We start from the raw sequence: 20,442 nt of genomic DNA, 5'->3' as shown, positions 1-20,442 counted from the left end.
GCTTTTATACGTATTCGATGACACGTACTCGATGCCCGCTTTAAAGCGAATCTAAAAGCCTAATGCATCGGTGCTGATGACGCCAATAAGAAGAACCCTGGGCCATGTTCGTCAGGTAACAGAACGAAGCGGTTTTATCGATTGCCAAAGGCTTTTATGCGCTGGATTCGACACGCTTCTGTCATAGCCGCAGGCAAGCATGTTCGATGTCGTTCGATGTGCGCGCGCACAATTGGTTTCGATCCGACGGGTGCATAATGCGCTTCTATCGATGCAGTCGATTGTCGCCCATCGCGGAGGACGTCATGCAAGCGAAGAACGAAGAAGCCGTTGTACATCTGCTCAACGATGTCGTCGAATTTGCAAGAGGGCGATTGCCCGAACCGGCGTTCATAGCCGTCGAGCCACTTCTGCGCCGCTATTACGACTTCGCGGATGCAGACGATCTGCAAAGCCGCGGCATAGCGGATCTGTACGGCGCTGCGATGGCGCACTGGCAAACCGCGCAACGCTTCGTGCCGGGCAGCGAACGGCTGCGCGTCTACAACCCGATACTCGAACAGCACGGCTGGCACTCCGATCACACGGTGATCGAGATCGTCAACGACGACATGCCGTTCCTCGTCGATTCCGTAGCGATGGCTGTCAACCGCCTCGGCCTCTCGCTGCATTCGGTGCTGCATCCCGTGTTTCGCATCTGGCGCGGCAGCGACGGCGGCATCGAACGCGTGGCGCCAGGGGGCGCCAGTTCTTCCGACGACGGCCGCTCGCAACTCGCGTCGTTCATTCATTTCGAAGTCGATCGCTGCGGCGATGCCGCGAAGCTCGACGCATTGCGCAACGACATCGCGAAGGTGCTCGGCGATGTGCGCGCCGCCGTCGAAGACTGGCCGAAGATCGTCGAGATCGCACGCGCGACGATCAAGGACATGGCCGTGCGCGAAACGAGTCCGGAAGGCGTCGAAGCGCGCGCGTTTCTCGAATGGATGGTCGCGGACCACTTCACGTTTCTCGGCCAGCGTGACTACGAACTCGTCACGGACGACGGCCAGTACGGCTTGCGTGGCGTGGCGGGCTCGGGCTTGGGCATTCTGCGCGAGTCGATGCGGCCGCAGGGCGGCTCCGACGTGACGCCGTTGCCGCCTGCCGCCGCCGACATCATCTCGGGCGCCTTGCCGATCTTTCTGACCAAAGCCAATTCGCGCGCAACGGTGCATCGTCCCGGCTATCTCGACTATGTCGGCGTGAAGCTCGTCGGGCCGGACGGCAAGATTTCGGGTGAACGCCGGTTTATCGGGCTCTATACATCGACGGCTTATACCGCGTCGGCGTCGGAGATTCCGATCGTGCGCCGCAAATGCGCGAACATCGTGCGGAGCGCGGGCTTTCTGCCAAAAGGGCACCTCGGCAAATCGCTCGTGACCGTGCTGGAGACGTACCCGCGCGACGAGCTTTTCCAGGCCGACGAGAACCAGCTCTACGACACGGCAATGGGCGTGCTGCGTTTGCAGGAGCATCAGCGCACGCGGATGTTCGTGCGGCGCGACCGCTTCGACCGTTTCGTGTCGTGCCTCGTCTTCGTGCCGCGCGACAAGTACAACACCGATCTGCGCCGGCGCATCGCGAGGCTGCTGATGGCGGCGTTCAACGGCACCAACGCCGAGTTCACGCCGCTGCTGTCCGAGTCGACGCTCGCGCGCATTCACTTCGTCGTGCATGCGGAGCCGGGCGCGATGCCCGACGTCGACACGCGCGAACTCGAAGCGCGGCTCATTCAGGTGGCGCGCCGTTGGCAGGACGATCTTGCCGACGCATTGCTCGACGCGTTCGGCGAAGAGCAGGGCAATCGGCTGTTGCAGCAGTACGGCGATTCGTTCCCCGCCGGCTATCGCGACGACTATCCGGCGCGCACGGCCGTGCGCGACATCGAGCTGATCGAGCGCGTGCAGGGCACCGAGCATCTCGCGATGAACCTGTACCGTCCCATCGAATCGGGGCCGCGCGCGTTCCGCTTCAAGGTGTATCGCGTGGGCGAGCCGATCGCGTTGTCGCGCAGCCTGCCGATGCTCGAACATCTCGGTGTGCGCGTCGATGAAGAGCGGCCTTATCTGATCCAGGTTCAGGGCGCCGCGCCCGCATGGATTCACGACTTCGGCCTGGAGCTCGCCGACGATACCGAGTTCGACATCGAGCGCGCAAAGGATCTGTTCGAAGATGCGTTCGCGCGTGTATGGACAGGCGACATCGAGAACGACAACTTCAATCGACTCGTGCTGCGCGCGCAGCTGAGCGCGCGCGAAGTGACGATCTTGCGCGCGTATGCGAAGTACTTGCGGCAGGTCGGCTCGACGTTCAGCGATGCGTATATCGAGCGCGCATTGACGGGCAATCCGGCCATCGCGCGGATGCTGGTCGAGCTGTTCGTCGCGCGCTCGGAACCGCCGACGGGCGCGACGCGCGACGCGCGCATCGACAAGATGCTGCAAACGATCGAAGCCGCGCTGGACCAGGTGCCGAATCTCGACGAGGACCGCATCCTGCGCCAGTTCCTCGGCGTGATCAACGCGACGCAGCGCACGAACTACTATCGGTGCGATGCGGGCGGAAAGCCGCGTCCATATCTGTCGTTCAAGTTCGATCCGGCGAAAGTGCCGGGCCTGCCCGAGCCCAAGCCGATGTTCGAAATATGGGTATATTCGCCGCGCGTCGAAGGCGTGCATCTGCGCGGCGGACGCGTCGCGCGCGGCGGCTTGCGCTGGTCCGATCGTCGCGAAGATTTCCGTACCGAAGTGCTCGGCCTGATGAAGGCGCAGATGGTGAAGAACGTCGTGATCGTGCCCGTCGGATCGAAGGGCGGCTTCGTCGTGAAGAACCCGCCGCCGCCAACCGATCGTGAAGCGTGGATGCGCGAAGGCGTCGCGTGCTATCAGACTTTCCTGCGCGGCCTGCTCGATCTCACCGACAATCTGTCGGCCGGCGCGATCGTGCCGCCGCCCGATATCGTGCGGCACGATCCCGACGATCCGTATCTCGTCGTTGCCGCCGACAAGGGCACGGCTACCTTCTCCGATTACGCGAACGCGATTTCGCAGGAGTACGGTTTCTGGCTCGACGATGCGTTTGCGTCGGGCGGCTCGGTCGGCTACGACCACAAGAAGATGGGCATCACCGCGCGCGGCGCGTGGGAATCGGTGAAGCGCCACTTCCGCGAAATGGGCGTCGATACGCAATCGACCGATTTCACCGTGGTCGGCGTCGGCGACATGTCGGGCGATGTGTTCGGCAACGGCATGCTGTTGTCGCCGCATATCCGCCTCATTGCCGCGTTCGATCACCGGCACATCTTTCTCGATCCGAATCCCGATCCCGCCGCGAGCCTTGCCGAACGCGAGCGCCTGTTCGCACTGGAACGCTCGAGCTGGGCCGACTATGACCCGTCGCTGATCTCGGCGGGCGGCGGCGTGTTCGCACGCAGCGCGAAGACGATTCCGCTTTCGGCGGCCGTGCAATCGATGCTCGGCATCACCGTCGCCGCGCTTGCGCCGACGGAACTGATACGCGCGATTCTTCATGCGCCTGTCGATCTGCTGTACAACGGCGGCATCGGCACGTACGTGAAGGCGAGCCGCGAAACACATGCGCAGGTCGGCGACAAGACCAACGACGCCGTGCGCGTGAACGGTTCCGATCTGCGCTGCAAGGTGATCGCGGAAGGCGGCAATCTCGGCCTCACGCAACTGGGGCGCATCGAATTCGCGCAGCACGGCGGCCGCGTGAATACGGATGCGATCGACAATTCGGCGGGCGTCGATTGCTCCGACCACGAAGTGAACATCAAGATTTTGCTCGGGCTCGTGGTCGCGGACGGCGAGATGACGGAGAAGCAGCGCAATGGACTGCTCGCGGAAATGACGGAGGAAGTCGGCCTGCTCGTGTTGCAGGACAACTACTATCAGACCCAGGCGCTGTCGATTGCGGGGCGCTACGCCGCCGAGATGCTCGACGCCGAAACGCGGATGTTGCGTTATCTCGAACGCATGGGCCGCCTGAATCGCGTGATCGAGTTCCTGCCCACCGACGACGAAATCAACGAACGTCATGCGGCCAAACAGGGTTTGACGTCGCCCGAGCGCGCGGTGCTGCTCGCATACAGCAAGATGTGGCTCTACGATGCGCTGCTCGAATCCGATGTGCCCGAAGATCCCCTCGTCGCGGACATGCTCGTCGATTATTTTCCGAAGCCGCTGCGTCAGCGCTTTGGCGAGCCGATGCGGCGCCATCCGTTGCGCCGCGAAATTCTCGCGACGCATCTGACGAACGCGCTGATCAACCGTGTCGGCCCCGCGTTCGTGCTGCGGATGATGGAAGAAGCCGACGTGAGTCCCGGCGACGTCGTGCGCGCGTGCATCGTCGCGCGCGACATCTTCGATCTGAACGACGTGTGGCGCAACATCGACGCGCTGGACAACCGCGTTGCCGACGACGTGCAGGCACGCATGTTCGTCGAGATCACGAAGCTGCTGGAGCGCGCGGCGCTGTGGATTCTGCGTCATCTGAAGTCGGGCGACGTGAAGGACGCGAGCGTGGCCGACCTGATCACGCGTTCCCGCGATGCCGCGCAACGTCTCGCGCCGCAACTGCCGATGCTGCTGCCCGCAGCGGATATCGAAGCGTTGTCCGAGCGCCAGCGGGTGCTCGTCGATGCGGGCGTCGACAGCGAGCTTGCCGTGCGCGTGGCGAGCGGCGATATCCCCGCCGCGTTGCTCGATATCGCTGAAGTCGCATCGGCGACGCAACGCAGTATCGAGCTCGTGGCAGGCGTGTATTTCGCGTTGGGCACGCAACTGAACTACGGCTGGATCGGCGAACGCGCAGCGGAACTGCCGACGCCAGCGAACTGGGACGTGATCGCGCGCGCGGGCGCACTGGCCGAACTCGGGCGCCTGAAGCGCGCGCTGACGACGGGCGCGCTCGCCGAAACGCCCGATGCGAACGACGCGCAAGCCGTCGTCGATGCATGGCGCAGCAAGCGCGAAGCCGTGCTCGGACGCTACGCGCAGCTGCTGACGGAACTGCGCGCGGCAGGCGGCGCGAGTCTGTCGATGCTGCTCGTCGTGGTCGGCGCAATGGCGACGCTCGAACGTCACTGAAAAAGGCAAGGACGGCACGCCCGACGACGGCGCGCGCTGCCGCGCATGCAGCGGCGGCCTGTGCCCGCGCGAGCTCGTCGACAGTGATGCAGCGGATTGCCCGATAATAGTCGTTGTCGACAATCCTTCACTTCACGATCATGACCGAGTCCGCTGTTACTTCCAACGTTGCGTCCGATGTGCCGCGTCTGACGAGCCTGTCGCATGGCGGCGGCTGCGGATGCAAGATCGCGCCCGGCGTGCTGTCCGATCTGCTGAAGCGCAACATGCCGATGCCGTCGTTTCCCGACCTGCTGGTGGGCACGGAAACGGCGGACGACGCAGCCGTCTACCGCCTGAACGACGAGCAGGCGATCATCGCGACCACCGATTTCTTCATGCCGATCGTCGACGATCCCTACGACTTCGGTCGCATCGCCGCCACCAACGCGCTCTCCGATGTCTACGCGATGGGCGGCAAGCCGATCCTCGCGCTCGCGCTGGTCGGCATGCCGATCAACGTGTTGCCGCACGACGTGATCGCGGCCGTGCTGCGCGGCGGCGAAGATGTCTGCGCGCAGGCGGGCATTCCCGTCGCGGGCGGCCATTCGATCGATTCCGTCGAACCGATCTACGGTCTTGCCGCGCTCGGCGTCGTGCATCCGAAGCGCGTGAAGCGCAATGCGTCGGCGCAGTCCGGCGACGTGCTCGTGCTCGGCAAGCCGCTCGGGGTGGGCGTGCTGTCGGCGGCGCTCAAGAAGAATCAGCTCGACGAAGCCGGCTATGCCGCGATGATCGCGGCGACGACGAAGCTCAATCGCCCCGGCGCCGAACTGGCCGCGCTAGACGGCGTGCACGCGATGACGGACGTGACGGGCTTCGGCCTGCTCGGCCATGCGCTCGAACTCGCGCGCGGCGCGAAGCTGACGGCGCGCGTGCGCTACGCCGATCTGCCGTGGATCGCGGGCGTCGATGCGCTCGCGGCGGCGGGCACGTTCACGGGTGCATCGGGCCGCAACTGGGCTTCGTATGGCGACGACGTGCGTCTCGCCGACAGCCTGCCCGCTACGGCACGCACGTTGCTCACCGATCCGCAGACGTCGGGCGGGCTGCTCGTGTCGTGTTCGCCGTCCGTCGTCGATGAGGTGCTCGCGATCTTCCGCGCCGACGGTTTTGACCATGCGGCCGTGATAGGCGAACTGCACGATGGCGCGTCGCGCATTGAAGTCGTCTGATCCCGGTCGTCTGATCCCGCGTCACTTCCCTCGCATTACGACAACACGAAGAGCCCATGACAGAAGAATCACCGAAGGCCATTTTTTACGCGCTCGCGGCGAACCTCGGCATTGCGCTGTGCAAGTTCGCCGCGGCGGCATTCACGGGCTCGGGCTCGATGTTCGCCGAAGCGATTCACTCGACGGCCGATTGCGGCAATCAGGTGCTGCTGCTGTTCGGCCTGAAGCAGGCGCGCCGGCCGGCCAGCATGTTGCATCCGCTCGGCGCGGGACGCGCGATCTACTTCTATTCGTTGATTGTCGCGTTGCTGCTGTTCTTCGTCGGCGGTGTGTTTTCCGTCTATGAAGGCGCGCATCGGCTCGTTGCGCGCGAGCCGCTGTCGCATGCGTATATCGCGCTCGGCGTGCTGGGCGTGTCGGTCGTGCTCGAAGCGTTTTCGCTGATGGGCGCGCTCAAGGAAATCCGCAAGACGAATCCCGACAAGTCGATGTGGCGATGGTTTCGCGAGACGCGTGAATCGGAACTGCTCGTCGTCACGGGCGAGGACGTGGCTGCGCTGCTCGGTCTCGCGATCGCTTTCGCCGCCGTGCTTGCCACGATGGTAACGGGCAATCCCGCGTATGACGCGTGGGGCTCGATCGGCGTCGGCGTGCTGCTGATGGTGATCGCGTTTCTCGTTGCGCGCGAGGTGAAGTCGATGATCATCGGCGAATCCGCGAGCCCGGAAGTGCGGCGCGCGATCGAAGCGCATCTGCGTACACGCAACGAGATTCGCAGCATCATCAATCTGATCACGCTGCAATGGGGCAAACACGTGGTGGTCGCGGTGCAGGCGGAGATGATCGATTACGAAAGCGGCCGTGCGATGGTCGATGCGATCAATATCGTCGAAGCAGATCTTCAAGAGAAGTTTCCGCAGGTGCGGTGGGTCTTTTTCGAACCGGACGTGCCGAGAGTGCGCACCGAGGCTTCGCTCGATTAGAACTCTTTGGTTCTTTATATTTGCCTTTCTTTTATGCGTAATAGCTATTCAATTCGCTAATTCGGAAATTGGTTAATGGAAAACAATTGAATGCCTTCTATACTTAGCTCCGCCCTTCTCCGCGAGGGCATGCATTCCATTCCCAATCGACGAATACGCACAAAAGAAGGACTTGTCATGGTGACTCGCACGGCTGGAGCTTTAACCGTATTGGCATTGGCCGCATGCTCGGCCATTTCGCCGCTCGCGAACGCGCAGGATGACGACGGCTTCGCTCAAGGCAATGGCGAGTCGAAAGGCCGTCACGTCAAGGTGATGATCATTTCGATGTTCGGGCCGGAAGGGCAAGTGTGGCTCGACAAGCTGGGCCCGTGGCAAGACATTTCCGTTGCGGGTCTCTCGCCCGACTATCCCGCCATTCATTGCAACAGGCAGGACATCTGCGTGATGACGACGGGCATGGGTCACGCGAATGCTGCTGCTTCGACGATGGCGCTCGCGTTCTCATCGCGTTTCGATTTGCGGCACACGTATTTCATGGTCGCGGGCATTGCGGGTATCGATCCGGTTCAAGGCACGGTCGGCTCGGCGGCATGGGCCAAATACCTTGTCGATTTCGGCATTCAATGGGAAATAGACGGCCGCGAAATTCCTTCCGGCTGGAATACGGGTTATCTCGGCATCAACACGAAAAGCCCGACAGACAAGCCGCCGCTCGACTACAGAACGGAAGTGTTCCAGCTGAATACCAGACTCGCCGATACGGCTTTTGCGCTGTCGCGTAGCGTGGTGCTTTCGGACAATCCGCAAGCACAGGCGGCGCGCGCCAAATACAATTACGCGCCCGCCAATCGTCCGCCCACTGTCATTCAGTGCGATACGCTTGCGGGCGATACGTGGTGGTCCGGCACGAAACTAGGCGAACGCGCGCGCGAATGGACGAAGATTCTCACGGACGGCAAAGGTGTCTACTGCACGACGCAGCAGGAAGACAACGCAACGTATGAAGCACTGAAACGCGCGGCGAGCGCGCATCGTGTCGATCTGAATCGCGTGGCCGTGTTGCGCGCGGGCTCGGATTTCGATCGTCCGTACGATGGCCAGACGAGCGCGGACAATCTGCTCAACTACGCTGCGCAAGGCGGCTTCAACATTGCACTCGAGAACCTCTATCGCGCGGGCAATCCGCTTGTGCAGGATATCGTTTCGCATTGGAGCGAATGGCGCGATGGCGTGCCGCAACGCTAGCGCTAAAACGCGAGACATCAAATCCGTATCTGGAAGTGCAAAGCGCTCAATCGTATAAAAGCGATTGAGCGCTTTGCTATTGCGCAGTGCTTTTGTGCACGCCTGGCGTGCACTCATTGCGCACACACGGTGCAACTCAATGCGTGCGATAAGGCGTCCACACGGGAATGTCCGTGCTCCAGTCATCGAGTTCTGACGGGCTCATGATCGGCTCCTGCGATTGAAACGAAGATCGGGCTTATTGACCGCGAGCGACGCGCACGCTGCGCTCGTCGCTCTGCACGGCGAGACGCTCCGCTTGCGTGCGGCCAACGAGGCCTTGTTCCGGATACGAGGTCTTGTTCAGTGAAGGCAGCGTGCCGTCGCGATACGCGTCGGCGACTTCGGCACGCACTTCAGCGCGCGACTTCTGCGCCGATGCGCTTTCCGAATGCTGCCACCACTGATCGTTGTACGAACCCGCGCGGCCGATGCCGCCACCGCCTTGAGCGAATGCCGGTGCGCTGACGAGCAGCGAGAGAACAAGACCTGCCAGTAGATTGCGCTTCATGATCCACTCCTATCGGTTCAATTGCCGCGCCTCGATCGGCGCCGCGACAGGGTGGAATGTAGGCTTTGACGTCCGAGCGATAAACCCGACTTTCGTGAAATGAATTGTCGTGATTCCGGAACAATCGCGGCGCAAAGCCGCGATCGTCCTTTTAGACAAAGGCCGCGCGCACTACGCGACCCACTCCGACATGACGGGTGTTTTGATATCCGGTGCGGACTCTTTCTGCTCGAACGTGCGCTGCGAACAGGTCTTGTCGAGGCTCGCACGGCCGCTCAACAGCGGACAGCGGTCGAACAGCTCCGCAATCCAGTCGACGAATACACGCACCTTCGACGACAGATGCCGGCTATGCGGATACACGACGGAAATCGGCATCGGCAGCGGTTTCAGATCGGGCAGCACTTCGACCAGCTGCCCCGAGCGCAGATGCGGCAGCACCATGAAGAGCGGCGGCTGGATCAGACCGAAGCCTTCGAGGCCGCACGTCACATAAGCATCCGCATCATTCACGGACACCATGCCCTTCATTTTCACTTCGATTTCCTTGCCGTCGACGAGAAACGACCAGTCCATAATGCGGCCCGTGCGGCTCGAAAAATAATTGACGGCCTTGTGGTGTTCGAGATCTTCGAGCGTCTGCGGAGTGCCCGCGCGCTCGACATACGCCGGCGCCGCGCACGACACGCCTTCGAATAACCCTATTCGCCGTGCGACCAAAGACGAATCCTGCAGCGCGCCGACGCGCACCACGCAATCGACGCCTTCCTGCAAGAGATCGACAGGGCGATCGGACAGGCCGAGTTGCAGATCGATATCCGGGTACTTCGTGTGGAATTCGCACAATGCGGGAATGACGAGCAAACGTCCGATCGATCCCGGCATATCGATGCGTAGCTTGCCACTCGGCTTTTTATTGCCGCTCTGAAAACTCGCTTCCGTCTCTTCGACATCGGCAAGAATGCGCACGCAGCGCTCGTAATACGCAGCGCCATCGGGCGTCAGCGACAGACGGCGCGTCGTACGGTGCAACAGGCGCGTGCCGAGAAAAGCTTCGAGATTCTGGATGATCGTCGTGACGGAAGCGCGTGGCAGATCGAGCGTTTCCGCAGCCCGGGTGAAGCTGTTCGTGTCGACGACCCGGGTGAACACTTGCATGGCCTGGAGCCGGTCCATTGCAAACCTCCGAAAGAGCCGGAGCACTGGTGAAGCATCCGCTTTAGTTGGCTGGTCGCGCCGAATAAAGCCTTTCGATTGTTCAGGTGCACCGAATTGTGTTGCCGGATTATAGGCATTTATTTGGAAGTCTGCTGGACCCACAATTCGCACCATTCGATAGCTTCGCGCATTGCGCTGTTCGACATGGATGCATTCAACCCGCGCCACACCTTTGTCCCGCCGGCCACGAGCCTGGCGGAAAACGCTGCGTCGCTCGATGTCACCGACGTGCAGATAGAAGGCTACGCGCAGGACATCACATTGCGCCTTTACCGGCGGGCCGCCGCGAAAAGCGGCTTGCCGATACTGCTTTATTTCCACGGCGGAGGTTTCGTGCGCGGCTCGCTTGCAGAAGCCGATTTCGCCGCGCGTTATTTCGCGCAGCACACGCCCGCGCTCGTCGTGTCGGTCGGCTATTCGCTCGCGCCGCAGTTTCCGTTTCCCGCCGCGCCCGAAGATGCGCATCGCGCGGCGCTGTGGGTGCAGACACGCGCACGCGCATTCGGCGGCAACACGAAAAAGATCGGCGTCGCGGGTCACGATGCGGGCGGCTCGCTTGCGAATTGCCTCGCGTTCATCGGCCGCGATCGCGGCGATGTGCGCATCGATGCACAGGCGCTGTTCGGTCCGATGCTCGATCCGAGTCTCACGCGTCTTGGCGACGAGAAGCGCTTGAGCTCGGACATCACCGCGAGCGAATGCGCGGCGTGTTATCGCGCGTATCTGCCGCAAGCGGCGCAGCGCATGCATCCGTATGCGGCGCCGCTCGAATCGGTGCGGCTCAAGGGCTTGCCCGCGACGCTGATCGCGACCGCGCAAAACGACGTGCTGCACGTCGAAGCGGAGAAGTACGCGAGCAATCTGATCGAGGCGGGCGTGCAGACGCAGGTGGTGCGCTATCCGAGCGTATCGCACGCGGCGCTCGCCAATCATTCTGCGGCGCTGCTCGAGGCCGTTCGATTCTTCCAGTGGCGCTTCGACGAGCGCTCACTCCGATAAACAAACTTCTCAACTAAATTCCGGAGTCTGACATGTCTGTTTTTCCTCTCTCGCGTTCGAAGCTGGCGCTCGCCGCGCTGGCCGTCATCGTGATCGCGGGGCTCGGCACGTTCGGCGCGATTCGCGTCGACGCGCGCGCGCCTGCGCAATCCGCGCCGACGATCGTCCCCGAAGTCGATGTCGCCACTGTCGTGCAGAAGACCATCACCGACTGGCAAACCTATTCGGGCCGTCTTCAGGCCGTCGAACGAGTCGACGTGCGTCCGCTCGTGTCGGGCACGATCGTGTCCGTGAACTTCCAGGACGGCGCGCTCGTGAAGAAGGGCGATGTGCTGTTCGTGATCGATCCGCGCCCGTACCAGGCGGAAGTCGATCGCGCGGCGGCGCAGCTTGCGGCCGCGCAATCGCGCGCGGGCTACGCGCAAAGCGACTGGGAGCGCGCGCAGCGATTGATCGGCGATAGCGCGATTGCGAAGCGCGATTACGACGAGAAGCAGAACGGCGCGCGCGAAGCGAACGCGAACGTCAAGGCGGCGCAAGCTGCGCTCGAAGCCGCGCAGATCAATCTCGGCTACACGAAGATCGTCGCGCCCGTCGCGGGCCGCGTATCGCGCGCGGAAATCACGGTCGGCAACGTCGTGAACGCGGGCGCGAACGCCGCGCCGCTGACGACGCTCGTCTCCGTGTCGCCGATCTACGCGGAGTTCGACGCCGACGAGCAGACGTATCTGCGCTACATCAGCCAGGTGAAGAGCGACAGCAAGGTGCCCGTCGAACTGGGTCTTGCGAACGAAACGGGCTACTCGCGCAAGGGCACGATCGAATCCGTCGATAACCGGCTGGATACGTCGTCGGGCACGATCCGCGTGCGCGCGCGTTTCGACAACGGCGACGGCTCGCTGGTGCCGGGTCTGTATGCACGCGTGAAAGTGGGCGGCAGCGAGCCGCATTCGGCGCTGCTGATCGACGATGCCGCCGTCGGCACGGACCAGGACAAGAAGTTCGTGTTCGTCGTCGACAAGGACGAGCACGTTGCATATCGCGAAGTGCAGCTCGGCGATCTGCAAGGCAATCTGCGCGTCGTGAAGAGCGGCTTGCAGCCGGGCGACCGCATCGTCGTGAACGGCACGCAGCGCGTGCGTCCCGGTGCGCAGGTTCGCGCGCACATGGTGGCGATGGGCAACGGCGACGCGGACAGCGCATCCATTGCCGACGACGCAAAGGCGGAAAAAGACGCGCAGCTCGACGCAACGAAGCAGAAGCACACCGAACCGCAAGCGCAAGCGACTACGCAATCGACGACGCAAACGCAGGCGCAATCGCAGCCGCGCGCGAAGGCGCACAAGGCGTCGTGAGCGCAGGCCAGCCGACGCAATCCTTCGATGCATGCGTAGAAAGCCGTAGGCGCTACAACATCAAGAGCTTCACATGAACATATCCAAATTCTTCATCGACCGGCCCATCTTTGCTGGTGTTCTATCGGTCGTGATCCTGCTCGCGGGTCTGATCGCGCTGTTCCAGCTGCCGATCTCCGAGTACCCGGAAGTGGTGCCGCCTTCCGTGGTGGTGCATGCGCAGTATCCGGGCGCGAACCCGAAGGTGATCGCCGAAGCCGTTGCGTCGCCGCTCGAAGAGCAGATCAACGGCGTCGAAAACATGCTGTACATGCAGTCGCAGGCGAATAGCGACGGCAATCTCACGCTGACGGTCACGTTCAAGCTCGGCACGAACCCGGACCTCGCGACGCAGCTCGTGCAGAACCGCGTGAACCAGGCGTTGCCGCGTCTGCCGGAAGACGTGCAGCGTCTCGGCGTGACGACGATCAAGAGCTCGCCGACGCTGACGATGGTCGTGCACCTGATCTCGCCGAACGACCGCTACGACATGACGTATCTGCGCAACTACGCGCTGCTCAACGTGAAGGATCGTCTCGAACGGATCAAGGGCGTCGGGCAGGTGCAGCTTTGGGGCGCGGGCGACTACTCGATGCGCGTGTGGCTCGATCCTCAGAAGGTCGCGCAACGCAATCTGACGGCAATGGAAGTCGTCAACGCGATTCGCGAGCAGAACATTCAGGTCGCGGCGGGCGTGATCGGCGCGTCGCCTTCGGTGCCGGGCACGCCGCTGCAACTGTCCGTCAATGCGCGCGGCCGTCTGAGGACGGAGGGCGAGTTCGGCGACATCGTCGTGAAGACGGCCTCCGATGGTGCCGTCACGTATCTGCGCGATATCGCGCGCATCGAACTTGCTGCTTCGGAATATGGCTTGCGCTCGCTGCTCGACAACAAGCCGGCCGTTGCAATGGCGATCAACCAGTCGCCGGGCGCGAACTCGCTGCAGATTTCCGACGAAGTCCGCGCGACGATGAAGGAACTCAGCGCGGATTTCCCGGCGGGCGTCGAGTACAAGATCGTCTATGACCCCACGCAGTTCGTGCGTTCGAGTATCGAGGCCGTCGTGCACACGCTGCTCGAAGCAATCGCGCTCGTCGTGATCGTGGTGATCGTGTTCCTGCAAACGTGGCGCGCGTCGATCATTCCGTTGATCGCGGTGCCCGTGTCGATTGTCGGTACGTTCTCGCTGCTGCTCGCGTTCGGCTTCTCGATCAATGCGCTGTCGCTGTTCGGGATGGTGCTTGCGATCGGTATCGTCGTCGACGATGCGATCGTGGTCGTGGAGAACGTCGAGCGGAACATCGAGCGCGGGCTCAGTGCGCGCGATGCAACCTATAAGGCGATGCAGGAAGTGAGCGGGCCGATCATCGCAATCGCGCTCACGCTGGTTGCCGTGTTCGTGCCGCTCGCGTTCATGAGCGGCCTGACGGGTCAGTTCTACAAGCAGTTTGCGATGACGATCGCCATTTCGACGGTGATCTCGGCGTTCAACTCGCTGACGCTGTCGCCGGCGTTGTCGGCGATGCTGCTGCGCGGTCACGGCGCGAAGGAAGACTGGCTGACGCGCCTGATGAACCGCGTGCTGGGCCGCTTTTTCAAGGCGTTCAACAAGGTATTCCATCGCGGCTCGGACAGCTATGGCCGCGGCGTGAACGGCGTGCTCAAGCGCAAGGGCGCGATGCTGGTCGTGTATGCCGTGCTGCTCGGCCTGACTGTGCTCGTCTCTCGCATCGTGCCGGGCGGCTTCGTTCCGGCGCAGGACAAGGAATATCTGATCGCGTTCGCGCAGTTGCCCAACGGCGCATCGCTCGACCGTACGGAAAAGGTGATCCGCGACATGAGCGCGATCGCGCTTAAGCAGCCTGGCGTGGAAAGCGCCGTCGCGTTCCCGGGTCTTTCGGTGAACGGCTTTACGAACAGTTCGAGCGCGGGCATCGTGTTCGTCACGCTCAAGCCGTTCGATCATCGCAAGGGCAAGGCGCTGTCGGCGGGCGCGATTGCGGGCGCATTGAACCAGCAATATGGGGCGATCAAGGACTCGTTCGTTGCCGTGTTCCCGCCGCCGCCCGTGCTCGGTCTCGGTACGCTGGGCGGCTTCAAGATGCAGCTGGAGGACCACGGCGCGCTCGGCTATGCGGAGCTCAACAAGGCGACGGAAGCGTTCATCAAGAAAGCATCGGCGACGCCTGAACTCGGCCCGACGTTTTCCAGCTATCAGATCAACGTGCCGCAGCTGAACGTCGATCTCGACCGCGTGAAGGCGAAGCAGCTGGGCGTGCCCGTGACGGATGTGTTCAACACGATGCAGGTGTATCTCGGCTCGCTGTATGTGAACGACTTCAACCGCTTCGGCCGCGTGTACCAGGTGCGCGTGCAGGCGGATGCGCCGTTCCGTCAACGCGCCGACGACATCCTGCAACTGAAGACGCGCAACGTGAATGGCGAGATGGTGCCGTTGTCGTCGCTCGTGACGGTGACGCCGACGTATGGGCCCGAAATGGTCGTGCGCTACAACGGCTATACGGCCGCCGATATCAACGGCGGTCCGGCGCCGGGCTTCTCGTCGGGCGAAGCACAGGCGGCCGCCGAGCGCATCGCGGCGCAAGTGCTGCCGAAGGGCGTGAAGTTCGAATGGACCGACCTCACGTATCAGCAGATTCTCGCGGGCAATGCGGGGCTGTGGGTGTTCCCGATCAGCGTGCTGCTCGTGTTCCTCGTGCTCGCCGCGCTGTACGAGAGCCTGACGCTGCCGCTCGCGGTGATCCTGATCGTGCCGATGAGTGTGCTGTCGGCGCTCGCCGGCGTGTGGCTCACGCAGGGCGACAACAACATCTTCACGCAGATCGGCTTGATGGTGCTGGTGGGACTTGCGTCGAAGAACGCGATTCTGATCGTCGAGTTTGCGCGTGAACTGGAGCACGACGGGCGCACGCCGACGGCGGCCGCCATCGAAGCGAGCCGCATGCGTCTGCGTCCGATTCTGATGACGTCGATCGCGTTCATCATGGGCGTGGTGCCGCTGGTCTTGTCGAGCGGGGCCGGTTCCGAAATGCGTCACGCGATGGGCGTGGCCGTGTTCTTCGGGATGCTCGGCGTGACACTCTTCGGCCTGATGCTGACGCCCGTGTTCTACGTGGTGCTGCGGACGTTGGCGGGCGGCAAGATTCACGTCGCGCAAAAGGACTCGCCGCATCTCGTCGCGCATACGACGGATGCATGATGGAGAAAATGACAATGATAAGGTTTGAACAGATGCGCGGCGCGGGCCGCGCGGCGGCGAGCGCGTTGCTGATGCTGCTGTTGGCGGCGTGCTCGGTCGAGCCGACGTATCACCGGCCCGACGCGCCGACTCCCGCTGCATTCAAGGAAGCGCCCGTATCGGCAGCGACGACGGATGGTGCATCGGCTCCCGCAGCGGCGTTGCCCGCCAGCGAAGCCGGCACGTGGAAGCCCGCGGAGCCGAATGAAGAAGCGCAGCGCGGCGAATGGTGGGCTATCTTCGGCGATACGACGCTGAACGATCTGGAGAAGCAGGCGGCCGATGCGAACCAGGACCTGAAGGCGGCCGCCGCGCGCGTCCAGCAATCGAGAGCGCTGACGCAGGCGGCGCGCGCCGACTGGTTCCCGTCGATCGATGCGGGCTTCGGGCCGACGCGCGAACGTCTGTCGCCCGCTTCGCAGAATCTGCCGAACGACGCGCACGTGCCGACGCAAACGCTCTGGCGCGCGCAGGCGACGGCATCGTATGAGGTCGATCTGTTCGGCCGCGTCAGCTCGAACGTGAACGCGGCGCGCGCCGACCAGGCGCAAAGCGAAGCGCTGTTCCGCTCGGTGCAGCTCGCGTTGCAGGCGGATGTCGCGCAGAACTACTTCCAGCTGCGCGAGTTCGATACGCAGCTGAGCCTGTATCGTCAGACAGTGACGCTGCGCGAGAACGCGCTGAAGCTCGTCGAGCGCCGCTTCAAGGAAGGCGACATCAACGAGCTGGACGTCTCGCGTGCACGCAATGAACTGGCGACGGCGCGCGCCGATGCCGTCGGTGTCGCGCGTCAGCGCGCGGCGTCCGAGCATAGCCTCGCGATCCTGCTCGGCAGGCCGCCTGCGGACTTCTCGTTCCCCGAGACGCCGCTTGCGCCCGTATTGGCGCGCGTGCCGGCGGGCTTACCGTCCGCGCTGCTGGAGCGCCGTCCCGACATCGCGGCGGCCGAGCGCGCGATGGCTGCGGCGAATGCGCGTGTCGGTCTCGCGAAATCGGCGTTCTTCCCGAAGCTGGATATCACGGGCGCGTTCGGCTTCGAGTCGGCGACGCTCGGCGATCTGTTCCAGTGGTCGAGCCGCGCATTCCTGCTCGGGCCGTTCGCGGGCACGGCGCTGACCGTGCCGATCTTCGACGGTGGGCGACGCAAGGCGAATCTCGCGAACGCGCGCGCGAAGTATGACGAGGACGTCGCGTCGTATCGTCAGCAAGTGCTCGTTGCGTTCCGCGAGGTCGAGGACAATCTGTCGGATCTGCGTCTGCTCGGCGATCAGACGCGCGAGCAGACGGATGCCGTCAACGCGTCGCAGCGCGCCGAGCATCTTTCGCAGACGCAGTACCAGGAAGGGCAGGTCAGCTATCTCGACGTGATCGACGCGCAGCGGCAAGTGCTGCAATCGCAGTTGCAATTGAGCCATCTGTCGGGCACGCAAGCGGCCGCGACGGTGAACCTCATACGCGCGCTCGGCGGCGGGTGGGGCGACGTGAAGACGGATGTCGGCAGCGCGGATGCGAAGGAGCAAGTCGCGAAGCAGTAAGCGGTGCCGATGTATCGTTCGAAGCAGCGGACCTGAAAGCGACCCAGAAGCGGACCCTTTTGCGGTCCGCTTTTTTTCGTCTGCTCGCGGATGAGCGGCGCGCCCGCCCTGATGGGACACCGCCGTACGTTTCTTTGTACACTTGGAGCCGTTTCGCGGCATGGCCAGCTGACAGCTCGCGCTTCATGCCGCAGATCATTCACCGCGAGGTTATCGGCTTTGCAGTTCAAACTTCCTACTACAGCTACCGCACCGTTCTGCCCGTCCGAAGTGCAGGGCACCGTCGCCGTCTCGCAGTCCGCGCCGCTGTGGAAAAAGCTCTTCCAGTTCGCCGGCCCGGGCCTGCTGGTGTCGATCGGCTACATGGACCCGGGCAACTGGGCCACCGATATCGAAGCCGGTTCGCGCTACGGCTACAGCCTGCTGTTCGTGGTCGTTCTGTCGAGCCTCTCGGCGATGGTGCTGCAATGCCTGAGCATGCGCCTCGGTATCGTGACGGGCCGCAATCTCGCGGAGCTGTCGCGCACGCGTTACTCGCCCGGCGTCGCGCGCATTCAATGGCTGCTTGCCGAGCTGTCGATCGTTGCCTGCGATCTCGCCGAAGTGCTCGGCGGCGCGCTCGCGTTTCATCTGCTGTTCAAATGCTCGCTGACGGTCGGCGTGATCCTCACGGCATTCGATACGCTGATCGTGCTCGGTCTCAAGGGCAAGAATTTCCGCGATCTCGAAGCGATCATGCTTGCGCTGATCGCGACCATCGGCATCGGCTATGTCATCCAGCTGGCGCTCGTACAGCCGCACTGGCCGTCTGTGGTAGCGGGGCTTGCACCATCGTGGCAGGCGCTCAGCGAGCGCGAGCCGCTTTATCTCGCGATCGGCATTCTCGGCGCGACGGTGATGCCGCATAACCTGTATCTGCATTCGTCCGTCGTGCAGACGCGCGCCGTCAAACGCGATCGCGAAGGGCTTGCCGGGGCGATCTCGCTGTCGCGGCTCGATACGATCGTCGCGCTCTTTCTCGCGCTGCTGATCAACGCGGCGATTCTGATCCTCGCGGGCGCTGCGTTTCATTCGACGGGGCATACGGCCGTCACCGAAATCGAGGATGCGTACCGGCTCCTCGCGCCCATCGTCGGCACGGGTTTCGCGGCCGTGCTGTTCGCGATCACGCTGCTTGCGTCGGGGCAAAGCTCGACGTTCACGGGCACGGTCGCGGGGCAGGTGATCATGGAAGGCTTTCTGCAACTAAAGATTCCCTGCTATCAGCGGCGCTTCATCACGCGCGCGCTGGCACTGATTCCCGCGCTCGTCGGCGTGCAGATGCTCGGCAACGGTGCGGTCGGTCAGCTGCTCGTTGCAAGCCAGGTCGTGTTGAGCCTGCAGTTGCCGTTCGCGCTGTATCCGCTGATCCGCATGACCGACGATCGCGCGCTGATGGGCGAATTCGCGAACCGGCTGCCGACGCGCATCGTCGCATGGGCGCTCTTTGTCGTGATCAGCGCGGCGAACCTGTGGCTCGTGGTGCAGACGTTCGGCCTCGCTGGATGACGACGCAAAGGCCGACGATGCGATAGCTGACGATGTACAAGCCGATGACGCAATAGCAGAGGACGCAATAGCAGAGGACGCAATAGCAGAGGACGCAATAGCAGAGGACGCAATAGCCAAAGGCGCAAAAAAAGCCGGTCTCGAGAGACCGGCTTCAACGTGATGCGTAGCTTCGGATGGACTGTGCGATGCGCGTCGCTAGGCCGCCAATGCGGCTTCCTCGACGACCTGTTCCTCGGCCGGCGCGATCTCCACGATCTGCGGCACGGGTGCGGCTTCGCGCAGCGCCTCGCGCTTCGCGGCTGCGGCCTTCTTCGTCTTGCCCGCGCGCGACGGCGGCTGGCACGCGCCGCACACGACGTTGTGCTGCAAGTCGTGCTTGTGCGCGACGAACTTGCCGGTGCAACGGCAGCAGCGCGTGAGTTGCAGCATGTCGGCGTCGAAGAAACGCACGAGTGTCCATGCGCGCGTCAGATCGAGGACGGGCTCCGTCTCGCTATGACGGCAGTGTTCCAGATACAGACGATAACCCTTGGTCAGCGCGTCCAGATGCGTGCAGCGCGCTTCGTTCTTCAGGAACAAATACGTGTTGTAGAAGAGCGAAGCATGAATGTTCGCGAGCCACGTCATGTACCAGTCGGCCGAGAACGGCAGCATGCCCTTCGGCGGCGATACGCCCTTGACTTCGCGGTACAGGCGGATCATCCGGTCGCGCGACAGCGTCAGCTCGCTTTCGAGCACCTGCATGCGCGCGCCCAGTTCGATCAGCGCGATCGCGCGGAATACTTCCTGCGCGTCTTCGGTGAGGCTCTTTTTCTGCATGGCAGTCCTCTGCGGGTTAAGCGAACTGCTCTGCGGGCTGCCCCGCCAGCAGGATCGCGGCATGCGTCGATGCCACTTCTGCGTTGCGGGACGTGTGCGTCAACGCCGACAGCATCGTGTGGTCGTTGAAGCGGAAGAAGCACAAAAGCTGATCGGAACTGGCCAGCTTGACGATCTGCGCGAGCGACAGCCCGGCAAGAATATCGGCCAGCTCCGACGACAAGCCCAGACGGAACATCCCGACTGCCTTGTCCTCGCGCAACATGCGTTGTGCGAGCATGATGTAAGACAAATTGATCTCGCGGATAGATTCCAGCGTCTCGCTGCTACGGTCCATTTTCTCTGTTTCCGAAGCCCCGAATTACTTATGCCGGCTTTTAGCCGTTTTGGTCTTATGCCCCCGCCGGACACTGAAGATCTCCGGCGTCAGTTGAGTGCAGATACAGCAGCCAACCTTTGATACAAGCCGTTACATTTCGTAACAGCTTGGGCGGAATTGTATGAACAGGTTTTACAAAAATC

13 protein-coding genes are annotated in these 20,442 nt (G+C 62.9%); 9 read left to right on the top strand and 4 right to left on the bottom strand.

From position 1 onward, the window contains the following. The first annotated feature begins 305 nt into the window (after positions 1–305). From BMW76_RS17895 to BMW76_RS17880, 4 genes are all read left to right on the top strand, one after another. Positions 306–5,150 carry an NAD-glutamate dehydrogenase gene (locus BMW76_RS17895; RefSeq protein ID WP_090867648.1) on the top strand — a complete coding sequence of 1,615 codons (4,845 nt, stop codon included), beginning with the start codon at positions 306–308 and terminating at the stop codon, positions 5,148–5,150. A 140-nt stretch (positions 5,151–5,290) separates the two neighbouring features. Next, a complete protein-coding gene (selD, locus tag BMW76_RS17890; RefSeq protein ID WP_090867645.1) occupies positions 5,291–6,364 on the top strand; it encodes a selenide, water dikinase SelD in 1,074 nt (357 codons plus the stop codon). 56 nt (positions 6,365–6,420) lie between these two features. Beyond that, entirely contained in the window at positions 6,421–7,347 is a 927-nt protein-coding gene (locus tag BMW76_RS17885; protein WP_090867369.1) for a cation diffusion facilitator family transporter, read from the top strand. A 177-nt stretch (positions 7,348–7,524) separates the two neighbouring features. Further along, entirely contained in the window at positions 7,525–8,595 is a 1,071-nt protein-coding gene (locus BMW76_RS17880; protein ID WP_090867367.1) for a purine-nucleoside phosphorylase, read from the top strand. Positions 8,596–8,833: 238 nt separating this feature from the next. On the opposite strand, the gene BMW76_RS17875 is transcribed toward BMW76_RS17880, so the two are convergent. After that, on the bottom strand, positions 8,834–9,145 hold the full coding sequence (locus BMW76_RS17875) for a DUF4148 domain-containing protein (protein WP_090867365.1): 312 nt from the start codon (positions 9,143–9,145) through the stop codon (positions 8,834–8,836). Between the two features lie 171 nt (positions 9,146–9,316). Continuing rightward, entirely contained in the window at positions 9,317–10,321 is a 1,005-nt protein-coding gene (locus tag BMW76_RS17870; RefSeq protein ID WP_090867363.1) for a LysR family transcriptional regulator, read from the bottom strand. Between the two features lie 186 nt (positions 10,322–10,507). Between BMW76_RS17870 and BMW76_RS17865 the strand changes: the two genes are divergently transcribed. From BMW76_RS17865 to BMW76_RS17845, 5 genes are all read left to right on the top strand, one after another. Then, on the top strand, positions 10,508–11,362 hold the full coding sequence (locus BMW76_RS17865) for an alpha/beta hydrolase (RefSeq protein ID WP_090867644.1): 855 nt from the start codon (positions 10,508–10,510) through the stop codon (positions 11,360–11,362). A gap of 32 nt (positions 11,363–11,394) precedes the next feature. Further along, complete coding sequence (locus BMW76_RS17860; protein WP_090867361.1) at positions 11,395–12,717, top strand: efflux RND transporter periplasmic adaptor subunit; 1,323 nt, start codon at positions 11,395–11,397, stop codon at positions 12,715–12,717. A 73-nt stretch (positions 12,718–12,790) separates the two neighbouring features. Further along, a complete protein-coding gene (locus tag BMW76_RS17855) occupies positions 12,791–15,976 on the top strand; it encodes an efflux RND transporter permease subunit (RefSeq protein WP_090867359.1) in 3,186 nt (1,061 codons plus the stop codon). Positions 15,977–15,990: 14 nt separating this feature from the next. After that, on the top strand, positions 15,991–17,550 hold the full coding sequence (locus BMW76_RS17850) for an efflux transporter outer membrane subunit (RefSeq protein ID WP_090867357.1): 1,560 nt from the start codon (positions 15,991–15,993) through the stop codon (positions 17,548–17,550). A 219-nt stretch (positions 17,551–17,769) separates the two neighbouring features. Next, complete coding sequence (locus BMW76_RS17845; RefSeq protein WP_090867355.1) at positions 17,770–19,098, top strand: Nramp family divalent metal transporter; 1,329 nt, start codon at positions 17,770–17,772, stop codon at positions 19,096–19,098. A 198-nt stretch (positions 19,099–19,296) separates the two neighbouring features. Here the strand turns inward: BMW76_RS17845 and flhC are convergent, their stop codons facing one another. Next, positions 19,297–19,920 (bottom strand): flagellar transcriptional regulator FlhC, encoded by a 624-nt coding sequence (gene flhC / locus BMW76_RS17840; protein ID WP_090867352.1) that lies wholly within the window; start codon positions 19,918–19,920, stop codon positions 19,297–19,299. 16 nt (positions 19,921–19,936) lie between these two features. Then, entirely contained in the window at positions 19,937–20,257 is a 321-nt protein-coding gene (flhD, locus tag BMW76_RS17835) for a flagellar transcriptional regulator FlhD (RefSeq protein ID WP_090867350.1), read from the bottom strand. Positions 20,258–20,442 lie beyond the last annotated feature (185 nt).

Origin of the sequence: Paraburkholderia diazotrophica, assembly GCF_900108945.1 — a bacterium.
GTDB lineage: Bacteria > Pseudomonadota > Gammaproteobacteria > Burkholderiales > Burkholderiaceae > Paraburkholderia > Paraburkholderia diazotrophica.
Note: the sequence above shows the minus strand (reverse complement) of the source record. Positions and strands in the feature narration are given on the sequence as shown.